The organism is Paenibacillus sp. MER 180, from assembly GCF_023713665.1.
Lineage (GTDB): Bacteria > Bacillota > Bacilli > Paenibacillales > Paenibacillaceae > Paenibacillus_B > Paenibacillus_B suaedae.
Window position 1 is genome coordinate 588,267 of the sequence record NZ_JAMAVT010000001.1, and the last position, 19,883, is coordinate 608,149.

16 protein-coding genes and 1 rRNA gene are annotated in these 19,883 nt (G+C 47.2%); 9 read left to right on the top strand and 8 right to left on the bottom strand.

The window, feature by feature from the left end; genetic code table 11:
* Positions 1-23: 23 nt before the first annotated feature.
* The 7 genes from rsmG to rpmH form a co-directional block, all read right to left on the bottom strand.
* Positions 24-749 carry a 16S rRNA (guanine(527)-N(7))-methyltransferase RsmG gene (rsmG, locus tag M3661_RS02500; protein ID WP_251482048.1) on the bottom strand — a complete coding sequence of 242 codons (726 nt, stop codon included), beginning with the start codon at positions 747-749 and terminating at the stop codon, positions 24-26.
* 69 nt (positions 750-818) lie between these two features.
* Positions 819-2,717: a tRNA uridine-5-carboxymethylaminomethyl(34) synthesis enzyme MnmG gene (gene mnmG / locus M3661_RS02505; protein ID WP_072730914.1), complete on the bottom strand. Its 1,899-nt coding sequence runs from the start codon at positions 2,715-2,717 to the stop codon at positions 819-821.
* Positions 2,718-2,793: 76 nt separating this feature from the next.
* Positions 2,794-4,170, bottom strand: a complete 1,377-nt coding sequence (gene mnmE, locus M3661_RS02510; protein WP_065293402.1) for a tRNA uridine-5-carboxymethylaminomethyl(34) synthesis GTPase MnmE — start codon at positions 4,168-4,170, stop codon at positions 2,794-2,796.
* Between the two features lie 195 nt (positions 4,171-4,365).
* On the bottom strand, positions 4,366-5,130 hold the full coding sequence (gene jag / locus M3661_RS02515; RefSeq protein WP_065293403.1) for an RNA-binding cell elongation regulator Jag/EloR: 765 nt from the start codon (positions 5,128-5,130) through the stop codon (positions 4,366-4,368).
* Positions 5,127-5,906, bottom strand: coding sequence for a YidC/Oxa1 family membrane protein insertase (locus M3661_RS02520; protein ID WP_021257554.1), 780 nt, complete (start codon positions 5,904-5,906; stop codon positions 5,127-5,129). Before M3661_RS02520 ends, jag begins: the two co-directional genes overlap by 4 nt.
* Positions 5,907-6,012: 106 nt before the next feature.
* Positions 6,013-6,351 (bottom strand): ribonuclease P protein component, encoded by a 339-nt coding sequence (gene rnpA, locus M3661_RS02525; RefSeq protein WP_251482065.1) that lies wholly within the window; start codon positions 6,349-6,351, stop codon positions 6,013-6,015.
* Between the two features lie 205 nt (positions 6,352-6,556).
* Positions 6,557-6,691 (bottom strand): 50S ribosomal protein L34, encoded by a 135-nt coding sequence (rpmH, locus tag M3661_RS02530; protein WP_009223341.1) that lies wholly within the window; start codon positions 6,689-6,691, stop codon positions 6,557-6,559.
* Positions 6,692-7,573: 882 nt separating this feature from the next.
* Between rpmH and dnaA the strand changes: the two genes are divergently transcribed.
* The 6 genes from dnaA to gyrB all read left to right on the top strand — a co-directional run bounded on the left by dnaA (position 7,574) and on the right by gyrB (position 14,024).
* Positions 7,574-8,929, top strand: coding sequence for a chromosomal replication initiator protein DnaA (gene dnaA / locus M3661_RS02535; protein ID WP_021257556.1), 1,356 nt, complete (start codon positions 7,574-7,576; stop codon positions 8,927-8,929).
* A 245-nt stretch (positions 8,930-9,174) separates the two neighbouring features.
* The gene (gene dnaN / locus M3661_RS02540; protein ID WP_065293404.1) at positions 9,175-10,317 is read left to right on the top strand and encodes a DNA polymerase III subunit beta; all 1,143 of its coding nucleotides are present in this window, start codon (positions 9,175-9,177) and stop codon (positions 10,315-10,317) included.
* Between the two features lie 39 nt (positions 10,318-10,356).
* Positions 10,357-10,581 (top strand): S4 domain-containing protein YaaA, encoded by a 225-nt coding sequence (yaaA, locus tag M3661_RS02545; RefSeq protein WP_021257558.1) that lies wholly within the window; start codon positions 10,357-10,359, stop codon positions 10,579-10,581.
* Between the two features lie 4 nt (positions 10,582-10,585).
* Positions 10,586-11,698 (top strand): DNA replication/repair protein RecF, encoded by a 1,113-nt coding sequence (gene recF, locus M3661_RS02550; RefSeq protein ID WP_251482068.1) that lies wholly within the window; start codon positions 10,586-10,588, stop codon positions 11,696-11,698.
* Positions 11,699-11,725: 27 nt separating this feature from the next.
* Complete coding sequence (gene remB, locus M3661_RS02555; RefSeq protein ID WP_021257560.1) at positions 11,726-11,971, top strand: extracellular matrix regulator RemB; 246 nt, start codon at positions 11,726-11,728, stop codon at positions 11,969-11,971.
* A gap of 142 nt (positions 11,972-12,113) precedes the next feature.
* The gene (gyrB, locus tag M3661_RS02560) at positions 12,114-14,024 is read left to right on the top strand and encodes a DNA topoisomerase (ATP-hydrolyzing) subunit B (protein WP_251482136.1); all 1,911 of its coding nucleotides are present in this window, start codon (positions 12,114-12,116) and stop codon (positions 14,022-14,024) included.
* A 145-nt stretch (positions 14,025-14,169) separates the two neighbouring features.
* Here gyrB and M3661_RS02565 read toward each other — a convergent pair whose 3' ends face one another.
* Entirely contained in the window at positions 14,170-14,913 is a 744-nt protein-coding gene (locus M3661_RS02565) for a YheC/YheD family protein (protein ID WP_251482071.1), read from the bottom strand.
* Positions 14,914-15,390: 477 nt separating this feature from the next.
* Between M3661_RS02565 and gyrA the strand changes: the two genes are divergently transcribed.
* From gyrA to M3661_RS02580, 3 genes are all read left to right on the top strand, one after another.
* Positions 15,391-17,919, top strand: coding sequence for a DNA gyrase subunit A (gyrA, locus tag M3661_RS02570; protein WP_251482076.1), 2,529 nt, complete (start codon positions 15,391-15,393; stop codon positions 17,917-17,919).
* A gap of 156 nt (positions 17,920-18,075) precedes the next feature.
* Entirely contained in the window at positions 18,076-19,212 is a 1,137-nt protein-coding gene (locus tag M3661_RS02575) for an HD-GYP domain-containing protein (RefSeq protein ID WP_065293408.1), read from the top strand.
* Between the two features lie 339 nt (positions 19,213-19,551).
* Positions 19,552-19,883 (top strand): 16S ribosomal RNA (locus M3661_RS02580); the annotation flags it as partial.

The following is a 19,883-nucleotide window of genomic DNA, read 5'->3' on the forward strand; positions in this document are numbered from 1 at the left end:
TTCCTAACTTGCCTTATATTCCTCTACACAATTGGTGTCTTCAGCGGCGTGCCGGGCTTGCGTGGGTACGCCTTCGGTGTTGGCCCCTTCTTCGACATCACTATAATGTGACGCTCGGATTGCTCCACCGGAAGCTTCAATGCATGGTCAGCTGTAAATGTGGCCTGCAGCACTTGTAGGCTTCGCTTCGCCTCCACAATCTCTTCCTGTGGATCTGTCCCCTTCATCGCTGCGAATGTGCCGCCTGGACGCACGAACGGCAGGCAGAGCTCATTCAGCACGTTCAATCTGGCAACAGCACGTGCTGTCACAAGATCATACTGATCGCGGTGCTCCGGCTTGCGAGCAACCTCCTCAGCACGCCCATGAATACAGCTAACCCCCGTCAATCCAAGCTCCTGCACCAGATGATTCAGAAATACAATTCGCTTATTAAGGGAATCAACAATCGTCAACTGAAAATGCGGGAACATAATCGCCAGTGGAATCCCTGGGAAGCCTGCCCCTGAACCGATATCAGCCATACGCTTGACTTCCTTCATATTGACATGGAAGCCTAGTGTCAGTGAATCGTAGAAGTGCTTCTCGTATACGAGCTCACGCTCGGTGATGCCGGTCAAGTTCATCCGCTCATTCCAATCCACCAACACCCGATAATACGTCTCTAATTGATTCCACTGTGTTTCTGTAATCGGTGGCCATCCATGTCCGGATAGCCAGCCTTGGAACTGTTCTTGCAATGCATCCATCACTGGCAATCTCCTCTTCTGCAGTTAATGTCCCCAACCTGCATACTTGGCACAGCCCGCTCACCCGAATTACGACTGAGCGTGCTTCTCGGCTGTTACGCGGTTGTAATGCTCCAAATATACAAGCAGGATTGAAATATCTGCAGGAGTTACACCAGAAATACGCGATGCTTGCCCGATCGACAACGGGCGAATCTTCGCTAGCTTCTGCTTCGCTTCCGACGCAATGCCATGAACCGCATTATAATCGATATCCTGCGGGATCAGCTTCTTCTCCATCTTCGCCAGACGCTCTACTTGTAGCAGCTGCTTCTCAATATATCCTGCATACTTAATCTGAATCTCAACCTGTTCCTTCATTTCTTCATCCAACTCAAGCGGCGACGGGAATAACTTATCCACATGTGCATAAGATATTTCTGGACGTCGCAGCAAGGTAACGGCGTCACAACCGTTCGTCAGTGGAGCAGAACCCGCTTCTGCAAGCATTGCCTGCACGGCTTCATCCGGTTTCACCTTTGTTGCCTTCAAGCGCTCCAGCTCTTGACCGACCAAGTCAAGTTTGTGCTGGAATGAAGCGTACCGCTCATCGGTAATAAGACCAATCTCATGCCCGATATCCGTCAAGCGCATATCCGCATTGTCATGGCGAAGCAGCAGTCTATATTCAGCTCGGGACGTAAGCAGACGATACGGCTCATTCGTCCCCTTCGTTACGAGATCATCAATCAACACGCCAATGTAAGCTTGCGAGCGATTCAGGATGACAGCAGGCTTGCCCTGCACCTTGCGTGCAGCATTGATGCCGGCCATAACCCCCTGCGCAGCAGCTTCTTCATAACCCGATGTTCCGTTAATTTGTCCAGCTGTGAATAAGCCATCTACCTGTTTTGTCTCCAGCGTTGGCCACAGCTGTGTCGGCACGACTGCATCATACTCAATCGCATATCCAGTTCGCATCATTTCCGCGTTCTCGAGTCCCGGGACAGAGCGCAGGATTTGCAACTGAACATCTTCAGGCATACTCGTGGACAGTCCTTGTACATAATACTCAGCTGTATCCTTGCCTTCCGGCTCCAGGAAGATTTGATGCTTCGGTTTATCCGCAAAGCGAACGATCTTATCTTCAATGGACGGGCAATAACGAGGACCTGTACCTTCAATGACACCAGAGAACATCGGTGCACGATGCAAGTTATCATTGATAATGCGATGCGTATTCTCCGACGTATACGTTAGCCAGCAAGGAAGCTGCTCATTATCGGAAGACTTCGTTTCATAAGAGAAGAACTTCGGATGATCGTCTCCAGGCTGGATTTCTGTTTTGGAAAAGTCGATTGTCCCTCCATTCACCCGCGGAGGAGTACCTGTCTTGAAGCGAACGAGATCAAATCCGAGATTGCGCAAGCATTCGGACAGCTTCAAAGACGGTTGTTGGTTGTTCGGGCCGCTCTCATACATCAACTCACCGATAATGATTTTGCCCCGCAAGTACGTACCTGTCGTTAAGACAACCGTTTTCGAGCGGAAAATAGCACCTGATTTAGTGATGGCACCTACACATTTACCGTCTTCCACGATCAATTCCTCGACCATGCCTTGACGCAGCGTCAAGTTCGGCGTTGTTTCTACTGTTTCCTTCATTTTTGCCTGATACAATACCTTGTCGGCCTGAGCACGCAGCGCGTGGACAGCTGGCCCTTTCCCGGTATTGAGCATCCGCATTTGGATGAAGGTTTTATCGATATTGCGGCCCATTTCTCCGCCTAATGCATCGATTTCGCGTACAACATGGCCCTTAGCTGGGCCGCCAATCGAAGGGTTGCACGGCATGAAAGCAACCATATCTAAGTTAATCGTCAACAGCAACGTATTGCAGCCCATCCGTGCAGAAGCAAGTGCCGCTTCACAGCCCGCATGGCCCGCTCCGATAACTATTACATCATATTGTCCCGCCTCAAATGGCATGGGGCTCCCTCCTTTAACAACTTTCTCTATAAACAGCACTCACGGCAACAAGACCTTTTACCGTGATCACAACTCTCTATTTTCCAAGACAGAACTGGGAGAAGATCTGGTCAATCAGCGAATCGCCTACAGAGTCTCCAATGATTTCGCCGAGCAGCTCCCAAGCGGTGCGCACGTCGATTTGAATCATATCAATTGGTATTCCCTGCTGTGATGCCTCCACAGCGTCTTCTAGTGCCCGCAGCGTCTTCTTGAGCAGCGCAATATGCCGTACGTTGCTGACATACGTCATATCCCCCGCTTCAATTCCACCGCTGAAGAACAACTCGGAGATCACCTTCTCCAGCGCGTCCACGCCTTCCTGCTCTTTCGCGGACATACGCACGATTTGGCTCTCGCCAAATGCTTCCTTCAACGGAGTATCATCCAACACCGTAGGCAGATCCATTTTATTCACAATGACAATCACTTGTCTACCCGTAATTTGCTCCATCCATTCCCGTTCATCCGGATGAAGCTCATCATTGTTGTTCACGACGAAAAGAATGAGGTCTGCTTCTTGGAGTGCACTGCGTGAACGCTCTACCCCAATTCGCTCCACCACATCTGTCGTCTCCCGAATACCAGCCGTATCCAAGAGACGCAGCGGAATCCCGTTAATGGTTACGAATTGCTCGACCACATCGCGAGTTGTTCCCGGAATATCGGTGACAATCGCTTTATTATCTTGGGCAAGCGTATTGAGCAGCGATGATTTGCCGACATTTGGTCGCCCAATAATCGCAGTGACAATACCCTCCCTCAATATTTTCCCCTCAGATGCGGTCTTCAATAGCCGCGTCACTTCTTCCATGACTTGCCCGCATTTATCTTGAATAAAGTTACTCGTCAGCTCTTCAACATCATGCTCTGGATAGTCGATATTCACTTCGATATGAGCAAGTGTCTCAATGAGTGTATGACGGAGCGACTTAATTCGGGTAGACAGTTGACCTTGTGCCTGCTTCATAGCGATGCTGAAGGCACGATCCGACTTCGAGCGAATGAGATCAATAACTGCCTCCGCTTGTGACAAATCAATTCTGCCATTGAGGAATGCACGCTTTGTGAACTCTCCCGGCTCCGCCAGACGAATTCCCTGCTGAAGCAGAATATCCATCACCTTCCGCACCGAAATAATTCCGCCATGCGTATTGATTTCGACAACATCCTCCGTTGTGAATGAACGAGGGCCTCGCATCACGCTTACGAGCACCTCTTCTACTCGCTCCCCTGACTGTGGATCAACAATATGTCCATAATGTATCGTATGGCTGTCCGCCTCTGTTAGCTTCGTTTTTGAACGGAATATGCGATCCACTTCAGCGAAAGATCCTTCTCCGCTTACTCGGATAATCGCTATACCGCCTTCGCCAAGCGGTGTAGATACCGCTGCGATTGGTTCGTAATTCATCCTAATAATGACCTCCGCACATATAGGGTACATTTATATTATCTCATTTTACGTCAAACGCCTAATCATGAAATCCCATTCAATGAGTCAAATAACGAAAAAATGCAATGAGAGCACCCTGAACCAGGCGCAATCATTGCATTTTCTATCTGTCTATGCGTTCTGAATAGAGGTTATTCATAAGTGCAGCCATGCCTATTTAATCATAATGACTACGCGTCGGTTAGGCTCCTCGCCTTTACTGCAAGTTTTTACCTTCGGATGATCCTGCAGCTTCGCATGAATAATCTTGCGATCCTGCGCCGTCATCGGCTCCAGTACAACCTCTTGCCGGGAACGAATCACTTTGTTCGCGAGCCGCTCAGACAACGATTCGAGCGTTTTCTTACGCCGTTCGCGGAACTGCTCTGCATCAAGAATAATACGGAGATGATGCTTGGAATAACGATTGGCTACCAGGTTCGCCAAGTATTGAAGCGAATCAAGCGTTTGACCGCGGCGCCCAATAATAAGACCCAAGTCCGAGCCGCTAATATCAAGCGTTACCGTGTCCTTCCTCTTATGTACTCCAACTTCCACATCAAGCCCCATCGAGCGGGCAACATCCATAATGAATTGCTTCGCTTCTTCAATCGGATCAATATCGTCTGTAGAGTCAGCTTCCATCTCCTGATCTCTATCCTTCGATACTGCTGCTGCCTGCATGCCGGCCACAGCAGATGCTGTCTGAACTGGCTTCGATGACGATGATTGTGTTGTAGGTTCAGAGAGCGGGACATCCTTGTCCGGCAGAAGAGTCAACTCGACCTTCGCTGGACGAACGCCGATAAGTCCAAACAGCCCGCGTGATGGCTTTTCCAGCACGCGAACAGATACGCGATCCTCGGTTACGTTCATTCGTTCCAAACCGTTCTTTATTGCATCTTCGATCGTCTTTCCCGATACAACGAGCGTATTCATTTCGCCGGACGAACCTCCTTATCCTTATCGCGATAAAGGAAATAGTTCTGAACAATAGTAAAGACGTTGCTGTATACCCAGTACAACGGAAGTGCCGCTGGGAAGTTGATCGACATGACGAAGATCAACACTGGGAAGATTAGCATCATGAATTGCATAGGGCCTTGCATTGGGTTTTGACTTGCCATCATCTTCGACTGCACGAATGTCGTCAATGCAGCAACGACCGGCAATACATAAAACGGATCCGCCTCACCCAGTTTGAGCCACAAGAATGTATGCTCACGAATGGCAGAGTTCATGTAGATCGAATTATACAAAGCGATAAAAACTGGCATTTGAATGAAGATTGGCAAGCATCCCGCCAGCGGATTTACGTTGTGCTGTTGGAACAGCTTCATCGTTTCTTCCTGCTGCTTTTGCGGATTATCCTTATGTTTCTTCTTTATTTCAGCGAGCTGAGGTTGCAGCTTCTGCATTTCCTTCGAGCTGCGCATTTGCTTAACTGTAAGCGGCAAGATACACAGACGAACAATAACGGTTAGCAGCAAGATGGCGAATCCATACTCCCCGCTGAACCAGCCTGCGAATGTATCAAGTGCTAGTGAAAAATAATAGACCACGTTACGCTCCCAGAAGTTACCCTGCAGCAAATCCTCCGTCTTCAGCGTAGTGGTCGTGGACGTACATCCCGACAATACAACGATCAACAGCACAGAAACCGCTACCAAGAGCCATTTGCGGTTCGAGAACAACTTGTTCAGCGACAATAGCATAACCCCTCTCTTAACCTTCCGATTCCAACAGTAAATATATCACATTTCCCCTGTTAAAGGAAACGATTCAACAGGTGTATCGTGCGATCTTGCTGACAAAATACATTCATTTATATATAGAAGCTTTTCGCATGACATGATGGACGCTCTTGGCAAGCTTGTCATAGTCCATTTCCGTCGCGCCTTTACGCACAATGAACACCAAATCGACATGATCCATAATGCGATCTGCCTGAAGTCTGACAATTTCCTTGATCATGCGGCGCATTCGATTGCGCACAACCGCATTGCCAATCTTTTTGCTCGCCGATATCCCAACGCGGAACCGGTCAACCTTCGGCTGGGCATAAACATACAGTACAAGCTGATGATTGGCAAAGGAACGACCATTGCGATAAACACGAGTAAAATCTGCGCGATCCTGCAGCCGATACTCTTTTTGCATCGGATCTTTCTCCTATCTCTCCGGATGAACTCCGCTCGTCCCTACTCTAAAATGCTTGATTGGTATGATCAAAGTATGGGCACCTGCGTAACGGAATAAACATTTCTTCTACTACATTTTATGTGACGCCTTTATGACGAAAAACGTATGATTTTCGCGTAAAAAGAAAAAAAGACCACCGAGGTGGTCTTGTATTCACGCGATCTTATGCGCTCAATACTTTTCTGCCTTTTAGGCGACGAGCAGCCAACACCTTACGGCCGTTTTTCGTGCTCATTCTTTTACGGAAACCGTGAACTTTCTTACGTTTGCTCACGTTAGGTTTAAATGTCGGTTTCAACGTATTGCACCTCCTCGAACGAGATATGTCATGATGAACCATTCATTGCTACGTTTATCTGTCTGCGCAAAATTCCTTTTTACATTTAACCAGAATACGCGGGAAAAGTCAATCCTCACCGTTTCTCCTATCATCTCTTTTCGATTCCGAATTCACATCATAAATGAAAAATACATTCTTATTATGTATAGAAATGATTATCCACACTTCGAACTTCGATCATGCTCGACACATTTTGTTATACACATGTGCAAAACTAAAAAATATCGACAATTCCTTCCCCTTGCCTGTGTACAAAAAATAGCGGACCTTTGTCTGGACATGTCGAAAAGAAACAAGTTATGAACAATATCTAGTGGTGTAGATAACATTTATGCACAAGTTATTGAATTTGTGGATAAAATAAGCCCGATCATTGAAATATAAGGCCTCATCTGCTATGATTATATTGCTTTTCGGTTGTGAATAGCGATTGTGGATATTTACTTATCAACAGTCTGTGGATAAGGTTGTGAACAATTTATACTCACATGTTTAGAACTTGTTCGACATGATCTGCATATTGTGGATAAATAGTTGTAAGAAACGGTATACTTCGACAGCAACATGTCTGATGTTTCGTGGAAAACGCGAGAAATTTTCTTGACTGGAGCACAAGCATATCGACATGTAAGCATAGACCCCGACAATACGCTCTTTTCGAGGACAGGTTAGTTCATGATGATTTTACGTCTTTGTGAACCTTCTTCCTCATTAAGAGGGCTTTCTGCGCCTTGCGGAGCCTTTTTGCGTCTTGTCGGGGCAATTGTCCTTTTTTCAGGCGTAATTGCCGGTAAGCGCGTCATATGAAGACGCAGCAGGCTTGAAGGAGTGAAACAATCTGTGGAGCGCCAAGCAAATGAACATTGGCAGGAAATATTGTCCGTCATCCAGACGAAGCTAAGCAAACCTAGCTTTGATACCTGGTTCAAGGCCACGAAAGCTGTAAAGTTTACAGACTCACAGCTGCTCATTACTGCGCCGAATACATTTTCGGTGGAATGGCTTGAGAGCCGGTATACGAAGCTTGTCAGCTCAACAGTGATGGAAGAAACGGGCAAGCAAGTGGACGTCAAGTTCATTATTGAGGAAGCAGCTCAAGCGGAAGCAGAAGTCGTGCAGCCACAGGCTTCACCGGCTCGAGTCGCTGTCTATGATGAACCGGCTTCCAATATGCTTAACCCAAAATACACGTTCGATACATTCGTCATTGGCTCGAACAATCGCTTCGCGCATGCTGCATCGCTCGCCGTCGCTGAAGCGCCGGCCAAAGCTTATAACCCGCTCTTTTTATACGGGGGAGTAGGTCTCGGCAAAACGCATCTCATGCATGCGATCGGTCATTATATTTTGGAGCATAATCCCGCAAGCCGCGTCGTCTATACGACGTCTGAGAAATTTATGAATGAATTCATTAATGCCATTCGGGATAACCGCGGAGAAAGCTTCCGCAACAAATACCGCAATATTGACATTTTGCTTATTGACGACATTCAGTTCTTGGCAGGGAAGGAACAAACCCAGGAGGAGTTCTTCCATACATTCAATGCACTGCATAACGAGAACAAGCACATCGTCCTCTCCAGCGATCGCCCTCCTAAGGAGATCGAAACATTAGAGGAACGGCTGCGTTCTCGCTTCGAATGGGGTCTTATTACGGATATTCAGCCGCCGGATCTCGAGACGCGAATTGCGATTCTGCGCAAGAAGGCTAAGGCCGAGAACTTGGATATACCGAATGAAGCCATGGTGTACATCGCCAACCAGATCAATACGAACATTCGTGAGTTGGAAGGTGCGCTTACGCGCGTTGTCGCATTTTCCACGATGACAAATCAGGATATCACGACTCACTTAGCTGCAGAGGCACTCAAGGATCTCATCCCGTCCAGCCGTCCGAAGATGATTACGATCCAGGACATTCAGCATAAGGTCGGGGAGTTCTATGGACTTAAGATGGAGGATTTCAAGGCACGCAAGAGAACGAAAGCCGTCGCTTTTCCCCGTCAAATTGCCATGTATTTATCGCGGGAGCTCACTGATTATTCCTTGCCGAAAATTGGTGAAGCCTTTGGCGGACGAGATCATACAACCGTCATTCATGCCCACGAGAAAATAACCCAAAATCTGCAGCAGGATCAGGAACTTTATAAGGTTGTACAGAACCTGATCGACAAAATTAAAAATCCAACGCTGTGAACAACATAACAAGCCTATACACAATCTATACACATGTGGATAGGCTTTACTTTATGCCTGTTCAAGAGGGTTATCCACATATTCAGTGCCCCTACTATTACTACTATTATTAAAAAAGATTATATAGATCATCATAAGAAGAGCACATATTCGGCATATCTCTACTCAGAGCAACCGGATATAACAAGATTCGTAACAGATAGCAACAGTAGAATGAGCGCAAATTGGCGTTAGGGAGTGAACGTATGAAACTTTCGATATTGAAAAATGAACTGAATGAAGCGATACAGAACGTATCTAAAGCGATTTCCAGCAGAACGACGATCCCCATTTTAAGCGGGATTAAGGTTGACGTTACGTTCCAAGGGGTTACCCTTACTGCTAGTGATACGGATATCTCTATTCAGACCTTTATTCCAGTTGAGGATGATCGCCAGACGATTGTTCAAGTAGAACGTCCGGGTAGCGTTGTTTTGCCTGCTAAGTTTTTCGTAGAAATTATTAAGAAATTGCCTTCCCAAGATGTAGAGATCGAAGTGAAGGAGCATTTCCAGACATTCCTTCGTTCCGGTACAACAGATATCCAGATGGTCGGACTTGATCCAGAAGAGTATCCTGTTCTGCCTAGCATCGAAGAAAACCAAGTGATTACAGTCAATGGCGATTTGCTGAGAACTATGATTAAGCAAACCGCATTCGCTATTTCTTCCAACGAAACAACGCCAATTTTGACGGGTGTATTGTGGAATCTGAGCGAAGGTAATTTGAAATTCGTATCCACAGACCGCCACCGCTTGGCAAGCCGTACGGCTGATATCCAAGCAGACCCAGAGATTCGTTTTACGAATGTTGTCATTTCCGGTAAGACGCTGAATGAATTGAGCAAAATCATCCCTGATCAGAACACAATGGTGGATATTGTCGTTGCCGACAACCAAGTGTTGTTCAAAATCGATCGAGTTCTATTCTATTCGCGTATTTTGGATGGGACGTATCCAGATACTTCTAAAATTATTCCGCAAAACTACAAAACAGAACTTATTTTGGACACAAAAAAGCTCATCGATGCAATTGACCGTGCTTATTTGCTGTCCCGTGAAGATAAAACGAACATTGTCCGTCTGCAGACGAAGGAAGATGGTACAATAGAAATTTCTTCCAGCTCATCTGAGCTAGGCCGTGTTACAGAGCAATTGGATGTGAAGGAATTCAAAGGGGATCCGCTTCGGATTGCTTTCAACTCGAAATATATGCTGGATGTGTTGAAGGTTGTCGAATGTGAAAACATCTTCATTGGATTTACAGGGGCAATGAGCCCAATCATCATTAAGCCGACTGAACACGTCAGCAGCTTGCATCTCATTTTGCCATACCGCACCACAAATTAAGATAGGGTTGGTGCATCTGCATCACAAGGAGGATACGACATGAATGACATCCAAATTCGAACGGAATTCATTACGCTAGGGCAGTTTCTGAAGTTGGCTAATTGCGCTTCAACAGGCGGTCACGCCAAAATTATGCTGGCAGAGAACATGGTGAAAGTAAACGGTGAAGATGAAGCGCGGCGCGGCCGGAAGCTGTATCCGGGCAACGTTGTCTCAGTAGATGGATGCGGTGAGTTCCTCATCGTTTCATCTCAGGAGGCTTAATCGAGTGTTCGTCAAATCGATCGCTCTGCAAAATTATCGCAATTATGGCGCGCTCGAATTGAATACAGACAATCGAGTTAATATTTTTGTCGGCAATAATGCGCAGGGGAAGACCAATTTGCTCGAATCCATATTTGTGCTTGCCCTGACGAAATCACATCGGACACCACGAGATAAAGAACTCATCGGATGGGAAGCAGAGCATGCACAGCTTCGAGCATCTGTAGAACGGAAGTACGGAACAGTTCAGCTGGAGCTAAACATTTCTCGGCAGGGGAAAAAGGCAAAGCTGAATGGTTTAGAGCAGCGTAAGCTGAGCGGCTTCATTGGTGCGCTTAATGTTGTCATGTTCGCCCCAGAGGATTTGGAGATCGTAAAGGGATCGCCAGGCATTCGCCGGAGATTTCTGGATATGGAGATTGGCCAAGTTCAGCCAAGCTATCTATACCATCTGCAGCAGTATCAGAAGGTGCTCATGCAGCGCAACAATCTGCTCAAGCAAATGTGGAGCAGCCCAAGCGGACAAGCGAATACGATGCTCGATATATTCAATGAGCAGCTTGTTACGAATGGTGTTAAAGTTGTAAAGAAAAGGAAACAATATTTAAAGAAACTCCAATCATGGGCGGAGCAAATTCATGCCGGCATCACGAATGGCAAGGAAGCTCTTACCGTTGAATATAGTCCATCGTTTGCGATGCCAGACGAAGATGAAGCTGTCTTATTCGAGCAATTTATGTTAAAGTTAACACAAATGAAAGACCAGGAGGTGCGGCGCGGCATGACACTTGTCGGACCGCACCGGGACGATCTTGCCTTCTACATTAACGGCAAAGAAGTGCAAACCTATGGATCGCAAGGTCAGCAGCGGACGACAGCGCTGTCGCTGAAGCTGGCTGAGATCGAACTGATGCACGAGGAAATAGGAGAATATCCTATCCTACTGCTCGACGATGTTCTGTCTGAGCTTGATTCGATGCGCCAGACGCAGCTGATTGAGACGTTTCAGAGCAAGGTACAAACGTTCATTACGACGACAGGCATTGAAGGCATTAATACGAGCAAGTTGCATGATGCAAATATGTTCCACGTGGAAAATGGGCAAGTCATGCGGTAAGAGGTTGTTCTAAGGGGAGTGAGCGCTATGTATATTCACTTGGGCGGAGAAAGAGTCATTCGTTCCTCGGAACTGGTCGCCATTTTTGATGTATCGATAGAGAAATCATCTAAGCTGTCTAAGCAGTTCGTGGCGAATGCGCACAAAGTGAAAAATGTTGAGGCGATAGGCGAGGAAGAAGCAAAGTCCATCGTCGTGACGAAGGGAAAAGTATTTTACTCTCCGATATCATCTACAACATTGAAGAAGCGTGCGCATCATTTTAACGAGTAGGCGAACATTGCATACAGCCTTGTTGACAGCGTCATCTCTATATTCCACTGCTTAGCAGTTGGGATTTCTTGGGATGATGCTCTTGCAATTACATGCGATTGGCATAATGAACGGTACTGAAATTAGAGAAGTAGGTGAAGGCATGTCTGTGAATCATAACACGTATGATGAGAGCCAGATTCAGGTGTTGGAAGGCTTGGAAGCCGTACGCAAACGGCCGGGGATGTACATCGGTTCAACGAGTGCCAAAGGTCTACATCATTTGGTATGGGAAGTCGTCGATAACAGTATTGACGAGGCGTTGGCTGGGTATTGCACGAAAATCGAAGTAACCGTACATGAAGACAACAGCGTTACGGTCGTGGACAATGGACGTGGTATTCCAGTCGGGATCCATGAGAAGATGAAGCGTCCAGCTGTTGAAGTCGTTATGACCGTTCTTCATGCGGGCGGTAAGTTCGGCGGCGAAGGATACAAAGTATCCGGCGGCTTGCACGGTGTTGGTGTCTCGGTCGTAAATGCCTTGTCTTCGAGCTTAATCGTTACCGTGAAACGAGACGGACATATCCATCAGCAGGAATATCATCGCGGGGTTCCACAAGGTGATTTGGAAATAATCGGAGACACGGAGGAAACCGGCACAACGATTCGATTCCAGCCCGATCCAGAAGTGTTTACAGAGACGACGGTATACGAATACGACACACTTCTGTCCCGTATTCGCGAGCTTGCATTTTTGAACAAAGGCATCCAAATGGTGCTTACCGATGAACGTACTGGACATTCAGAAACATTTAAGTACGACGGCGGCATCAAGGAATTCGTTGAGTACCTGAACCGCAATCGTGAGAAGATGCATGAGCAGCCAATTTACGTGGAAGGCTCCAAAGATTACATTACGTGCGAAATCGCACTCCAATATAACGATAGCTACACCGAGAATATTTACTCTTTTGCCAACAACATTCATACGCACGAAGGCGGTACGCATGAATCTGGCTTTAAGAGTGCGCTTACGCGAATCATTAACGATTATGCTCGGAAGATGAACCTGATGAAGGACAATAACTCCAACTTAAGTGGGGATGATGTTCGTGAGGGTCTGACCGCGATTATTTCCGTGAAGATTCCAGAGCCGCAATTCGAAGGACAAACGAAGACAAAGCTCGGCAATAGTGAAGTACGCAGCATTGTTGAGTCTGTATTTTCCGAGAAGTTCATGGAGTTCCTGAACGAGAACCCGATGATTTCGAAGAAGGTCGTCGAGAAGGGGATGCAGGCATCCCGAGCTCGAGAAGCAGCTCGCCGTGCACGTGAGTTGACGCGCCGCAAGAGCGCGCTTGAAGTAAGCTCCCTTCCAGGTAAGCTGGCGGATTGCTCTTCCAAGGATGCTGCCAATTGCGAATTGTTCATTGTCGAAGGTGACTCTGCGGGTGGTTCTGCGAAGCAGGGCCGCGATCGCCATTTCCAGGCGATCTTGCCGCTGAAGGGTAAAATCTTGAACGTTGAGAAGTCTCGCTTGGATAAGATCTTATCCAACGCAGAGATTCGTGCTATTATTACGGCGCTCGGTACAGGGATCGGCGAGGACTTTGATCTTGAGAAAGCTCGCTATCACAAAATCGTCATCATGACCGATGCCGACGTCGACGGTGCTCACATTCGAACACTGCTATTGACCTTCTTCTATCGCTACATGCGCAAGCTTATCGAAGCGGGATACGTGTACATTGCACAGCCGCCGCTCTATAAAATTGAGCGCAACAAAATTGTTCGATATGCAGATAGCGATAAGCAGAAGGACGAAATTATCGCAGAATTCGGTGAAGGCGTGAAGATTAACGTTCAGCGTTATAAAGGTCTTGGTGAGATGAATGCAGAGCAGCTGTGGGAGACGACAATGGATCCTGAGAGCCGGAAAATGCTCCAAGTTTCGTTCGATGATGCCAAGATGGCAGATGATGTGTTCGATACGCTCATGGGTGATAACGTTGAACCACGACGTGATTTCATTCAGCGCCATGCCAAGTTTGTTAAAAATCTTGATTTCTAATCGAATCCTACCACTTGGGATCGTGCACTCCATCGCAAAGCACGGAGGTTCGATATAACAATAGAGCCCCAGTTCCACATCAGGACTGGGGCTTTGGTGTGGTAGCGGGCTTCAGTTGATGTCAGCAGAGTGAGGGGAGTCCTTATTACTTCAATCGTCCATAAGCTTTGGCATTTCGGACGATGCGGCGATAAGCAGCAGGGTTGAATGTGCGGTACACGTAGATAGCAGGCTTCGTATTGACCTCTAGTATCCAAGGGTGCATGCTTTTGTCAATCGCAATATCGAGCCCAAGTTCCTTGAGTCCCTTATGTCCCTTGCTTAGCCGTGCCCCGACGGACAGCCCGATTCGTTCCAGCTCGCTGCGAAGCTGCCGGGTGGAGCTTGCATTTAAGTGGGGCTTCAAGAGAGTCCGCAGTGATTCCATCTTTCCTCCGTTGCTGACGTTCGTAACAATCTTGTGAGCAGCCGCCTTTCGACCAAGGATAGACATAACCTCCCACTTGTTGTTCACATTTTTTTGCACGAACACACGGAGATCGAACTTCCTTCCCCGGTGAGACAGCATGTGGACTCCTTGTTGAATCAAGTACTTTCGTTTTCCGATTCTGGTTTTGATTTTGGCCAGGAGAGAGTCTATTTCGGTGAAGGTGGCCGTGGAAGTACCTTCTCTCAACTCGAATGAGTCATTGGCGTGCTGCGTAACACGCATAACGCCTTTGCCATGAGTGCCTAGGTCAGGTTTCACATACACCATTTGAAATTGATTCAGCATCTCCTTCAACCGGAGAGCACTATAGATGGACGTCTTAGGAATATACGAACGTAGTGAGGAGTCTTGCAAAATTTTCGTCTTTTTCCATTTGCTGAATATACGCCGGCTGGACAAACATCATCACCCTTTTCCAAATCAGTCATTTTATTTTTTGAACGGGTAGGGAGCAGAGGGATAAGAAGTTGATATCAATGTATGATCAATCGGGCAAATAGAAATAGTACAATCGACTATATGGCGTGGAAAATGTTCGGATTTTGGGCGGTTTCATGGAACGTTTAATTGTATCTCTTTTGTGAAAGTAATATAATATAAATAGTGCAGTTAAGGAATTGATGAGTATGATTTTATCCGCATGATCAAGCTAGAGTAGAAATTATCCCTTGTGAACATGGCGCCTTTTTAGTCCATAATGGTTTGTGTTGCCATGTGGGGAGTTTCGATATGGACTAGATAAAAGATTATTCGTCTGTGGAAATGGTTCGACTCCATTTATGGGGGGGAAGGGCCGTTTTCGCTTGTAGAGAGCAAATATTGCATTTTGCTAGATGATGATGACGCTGTTAAATACGAATTTTAAGGAGGTCCAGCATGGCGGAAGAACAACAACCGCAAATCAGGGATCGCGACATCGGCACGGAGATGCGGGAATCATTCCTGGATTACGCGATGAGTATCATCGTAAGCCGCGCTCTGCCGGACGTGCGTGACGGATTGAAGCCGGTTCACCGACGTATTTTGTATGCGATGTCAGACCTCGGCATGTCACCGGACAAACCGTATAAGAAATCAGCGAGGATCGTTGGTGAAGTTATCGGTAAGTATCACCCGCATGGTGACTCTGCCGTATATGAGACCATGGTGCGTATGGCCCAGGATTTCTCGCTTCGTTACATGCTCGTGGATGGTCACGGGAACTTTGGTTCCATTGACGGAGACTCAGCTGCGGCGATGCGTTATACAGAAGCGCGACTCTCCAAGATTGCCATGGAACTGCTTCGTGATATTAACAAAGAAACGATCGACTTTGCTCCGAACTATGACGGCGAAGAGCAAGAGCCTGTTGTATTGCCGGCTCGCTTCCCGAATTTGCTCGTGAACGGGGTATCCGGTATCGCAGTAGGTATGGCAACGAACATCCCACCGCACAACCTGACGGAAGTCATTGACGGCCTGCAGGCGCTGATTCAGAATCCAGAGTTAACGCCAATGGACTTGATGGAATACATCAAGGGCCCAGACTTCCCAACATCCGGATTGATTATGGGTCGGGAAGGTATTCGCCAAGCGTATGCGACTGGCCGCGGATCTGTTACGATGCGGGCACGTGCGACAATCGAGGACAATAACGGCAAGGCTCGTATCGTTGTTCACGAATTGCCTTATCAAGTCATTAAGGCTCGTCTCGTTGAGAAGATTGCTGAATTGGTACGCGAGAAGCGCATTGACGGCATTACTGACCTTCGTGATGAATCTGACCGCAACGGAATGCGCGTTGTTATCGAACTGCGCCGTGATGTGAACCCGAATGTCGTTCTGAATAACTTGTACAAGCATACAGCGATGCAGAGCAACTTCGGCATCAATATGCTGGCGCTTGTGAATCAAGAGCCTCGCGTTCTTAATTTGCGTGAGATGCTCCATTATTATTTGGAGCACCAGATCGAAGTGATTCGTCGCCGTACCGAGTACGATTTGAAGAAAGCCGAGGCACGTGCACATATTCTCGAGGGCCTGCGCATTGCGCTTGATCATATCGACGAGATTATTGCGCTTATCCGCGGCTCGAAGAATGACGAAGAGGCTCGTGAAGGGTTAATCACTCGATTCGGTCTAAGCTTCGACCAAGCACAGGCGATTCTCGATATGCGTCTGCGCCGTCTGACAGGCTTGGAGCGCGAGAAGATCGAAGCTGAATATAACGAATTGCTGACGAAGATCGCGGAATACCGTGAAATCTTGGCGAACGAACAGCTTGTGCTGACCATCATCAACGATGAGCTTGAAGAAGTGAAGCAGAAGTATGGGGATGAGCGCCGTACAGAAATCACGATTGGCGAGGATAGCATACTTGATGAGGATCTGATCCCTCAAGAAGATGTTATCATCACCATTTCGCATAGCGGATATATTAAGCGTCTTCCGGTAACGACATATCGTAGCCAGAAGCGTGGAGGCCGTGGTGTAGTTGGTATGGATACGAAGGATAATGATTTCGTAGAGCATTTATTCGTGTCCAACTCTCACCATTACCTGATGTTCTTCACGGACAAGGGTAAGGTTTACCGCATCAAGGCGTATGAGATTCCAGACTTGAGCCGCACGGCAAGAGGAACGCCAATTATCAATTTGATTCAAATTGAACAGGGTGAGTCCATTAGTGCGGTGATTCCAGTCGTGGAATTTGAATCTGACAAGTACCTGTTCTTTGCAACCCGCCAAGGGATCGTGAAGAAGACTCCGCTTGACGATTATGTCAACATTCGCAAAGGCGGCTTGATTGCCATCAACCTTCGTGATGATGATGCGTTGATTGGGGTTCGCCTGACGGACGGCGAGCAGGAGATCATTATGGGTACGAAGATGGGAATGTCGATCCGATTCTCTGAGAACGACGTTCGATCCATGGGACGTTCGGCTACAGGTGTCAAAGGCATTACGCTTGATAGCGATGATGTCGTAATTGACATGGATGTAGTCAATAAGGAGAACGATGTGCTTATTGTTACAGCCAAAGGCTACGGCAAACGTACCCCTATGGAAGATTATCGGATTCAGAGCCGTGGCGGTAAAGGGATTAAGACGATTAATGTAACGGACAAGAACGGTGCAGTCGTCGGCTTGAAGGTTGTACAGGATGGAGAGGACTTGATGATTATCACTGCATCAGGAACAATTATTCGTACAAGCATGTCGGGCATTTCCCAAATGGGTCGATACACGCAAGGTGTGAAGCTCATCAATATCCGCGACGACGATTCCGTATCTACGGTTAGCCGCTGCGATAAGACTGAGGATGATCCTGATGAATCCTCTGAAGAATCGTCTGAAGAAGCAGAACAAAATCCGGGCATGACAGAGAGCGAAGCACCTTCTGCCTCCGAACCGGAATTAGAATAGAATGATGAACGTGAAGATGCAGCAGCAGTGTGAGCATTGACAACAGGTAGGGCGTATTCTTTTATAGAGTGCGCCCTTTTCCTTGATATAAGCAGATACATAACGATAACCGAGTCAAATCCATATGAAGAGGCCAACAGGAGAGTGTAATAACCTATGGTATTCATCCCCGTCTCGCAAGCTAAGCCAGGAGATCAATTGGAGCAGGACGTGATAACAGGGCTTGGCGGCGTAATTATGAATAAAGGAAGAACGCTCAGTGTACGTGATTTGGATGTGCTCGATGCTTTTATGATCAAATCAGTTGCAGTGGCAAGTTCATATCCTTCGCCGGTTATGGACAGTGCAGGGACACGTGCGGATGCGCCGGATCGCAAAAACAGTGAACCGACCATTCCTCAAGCATCATCACGCCAGACGAGCCATTTTCAACATGATGCCGGCTTTGTAGAATCATGGCTTCAGATGGTGAACCTACTCAAGAATGTATATAAGACAGCAGGGGCTACCAAGCTTCCTATATTAGAACTCCGCCAGCAAATGGAATGGCTGCTTGGACAGAGCGAACATTACTCTCCAGTCTGCTTCCATCCACAAATTAAAGAAATGCTGCAAGGAAATGAAGAAGACTATGTGTATCATAAATCCGCTGCTGTTGCGCTCACGTCATATCTTATCGGACAATGGAGCGGGTATCCTTCCAAAGAAGGGATGCAGATCGCTTTATCTGGGCTGCTGCACGATATTGGGAAGACTAAGGTCGATAGCGATATCTGGTCTAAAAAAGGCACCCTGACGGAAAACGAGAAGATTGAGATGCGCAGACATACCCATTATGGTTATGAGTTGCTTCGAAATGTGCCAGCCATTAATGATGGTGTTAAGCTTGCCGCATTGCAGCATCATGAGCGTATAGATGGGAGTGGGTACCCTCTAGGAGTAACGGGGGAGCGAATACACCCGTATGCCAAGATCGTAGCGATCGCTGATATCTTCCATGCGATGACACAGAATCGAATATATAAGAGAGCTTCCTCTCCTTATATTGCACTTGAGAGATTGAAGGAAGAATCATTCGGCCAGCTCGATCCCCAACTTGTACGCACATTCATCCATAAGGTGGCCCAGATGCATCAGAACGCATTTGTTAAACTGAATGATGGACGGGTGGGACGCATCGTATTTACGGAGGATTCTCACTTGACTCGTCCGTGGGTGTCGGTAGATGGCAGCATCGTTCAACTTACGCAGGAAAGACAGATGTGGATAGAGGAAGTACTTGCTGTACATTGATCCTATTGAGCGGTGCGAGTATAGTAGTAACCTTGTTATAGATTGGTATCGATAGAGTCTGCTATAAGGCTATGCATGGGTAGTTAGAATGGCTGCGCAATTAGCTTTAAAGCAGACTTATATTCTTTTTAAAGTTTTTTTCAAAAAGTGCTTGCGTTATTATTGTAGGTGTGATATATTATATGAGTCGCCGCTGAGAGACACGGTGAACGAAAGCGAAAGAGGCATTAAGCCGAAGCGCTGGATTGAAGATTGTTCTTTGAAAACTGAACAACGAGCAACGTTTGTGAATGAGGTAGCAATACCTCGTCAAAAGATATGAGCAGTTCAAACTTAACTTTAACGGAGAGTTTGATCCTGGCTCAGGACGAACGCTGGCGGCGTGCCTAATACATGCAAGTCGAGCGGACTTGATGGAGTGCTTGCACTCCTGATGGTTAGCGGCGGACGGGTGAGTAACACGTAGGTAACCTGCCCATAAGACTGGGATAACCCACGGAAACGTGAGCTAATACCAGATAGGCATTTTCCTCGCATGGGGGAAATGAGAAAGGCGGAGCAATCTGCCACTTATGGATGGACCTGCGGCGCATTAGCTAGTTGGTAAGGTAACGGCTTACCAAGGCGACGATGCGTAGCCGACCTGAGAGGGTGATCGGCCACACTGGGAC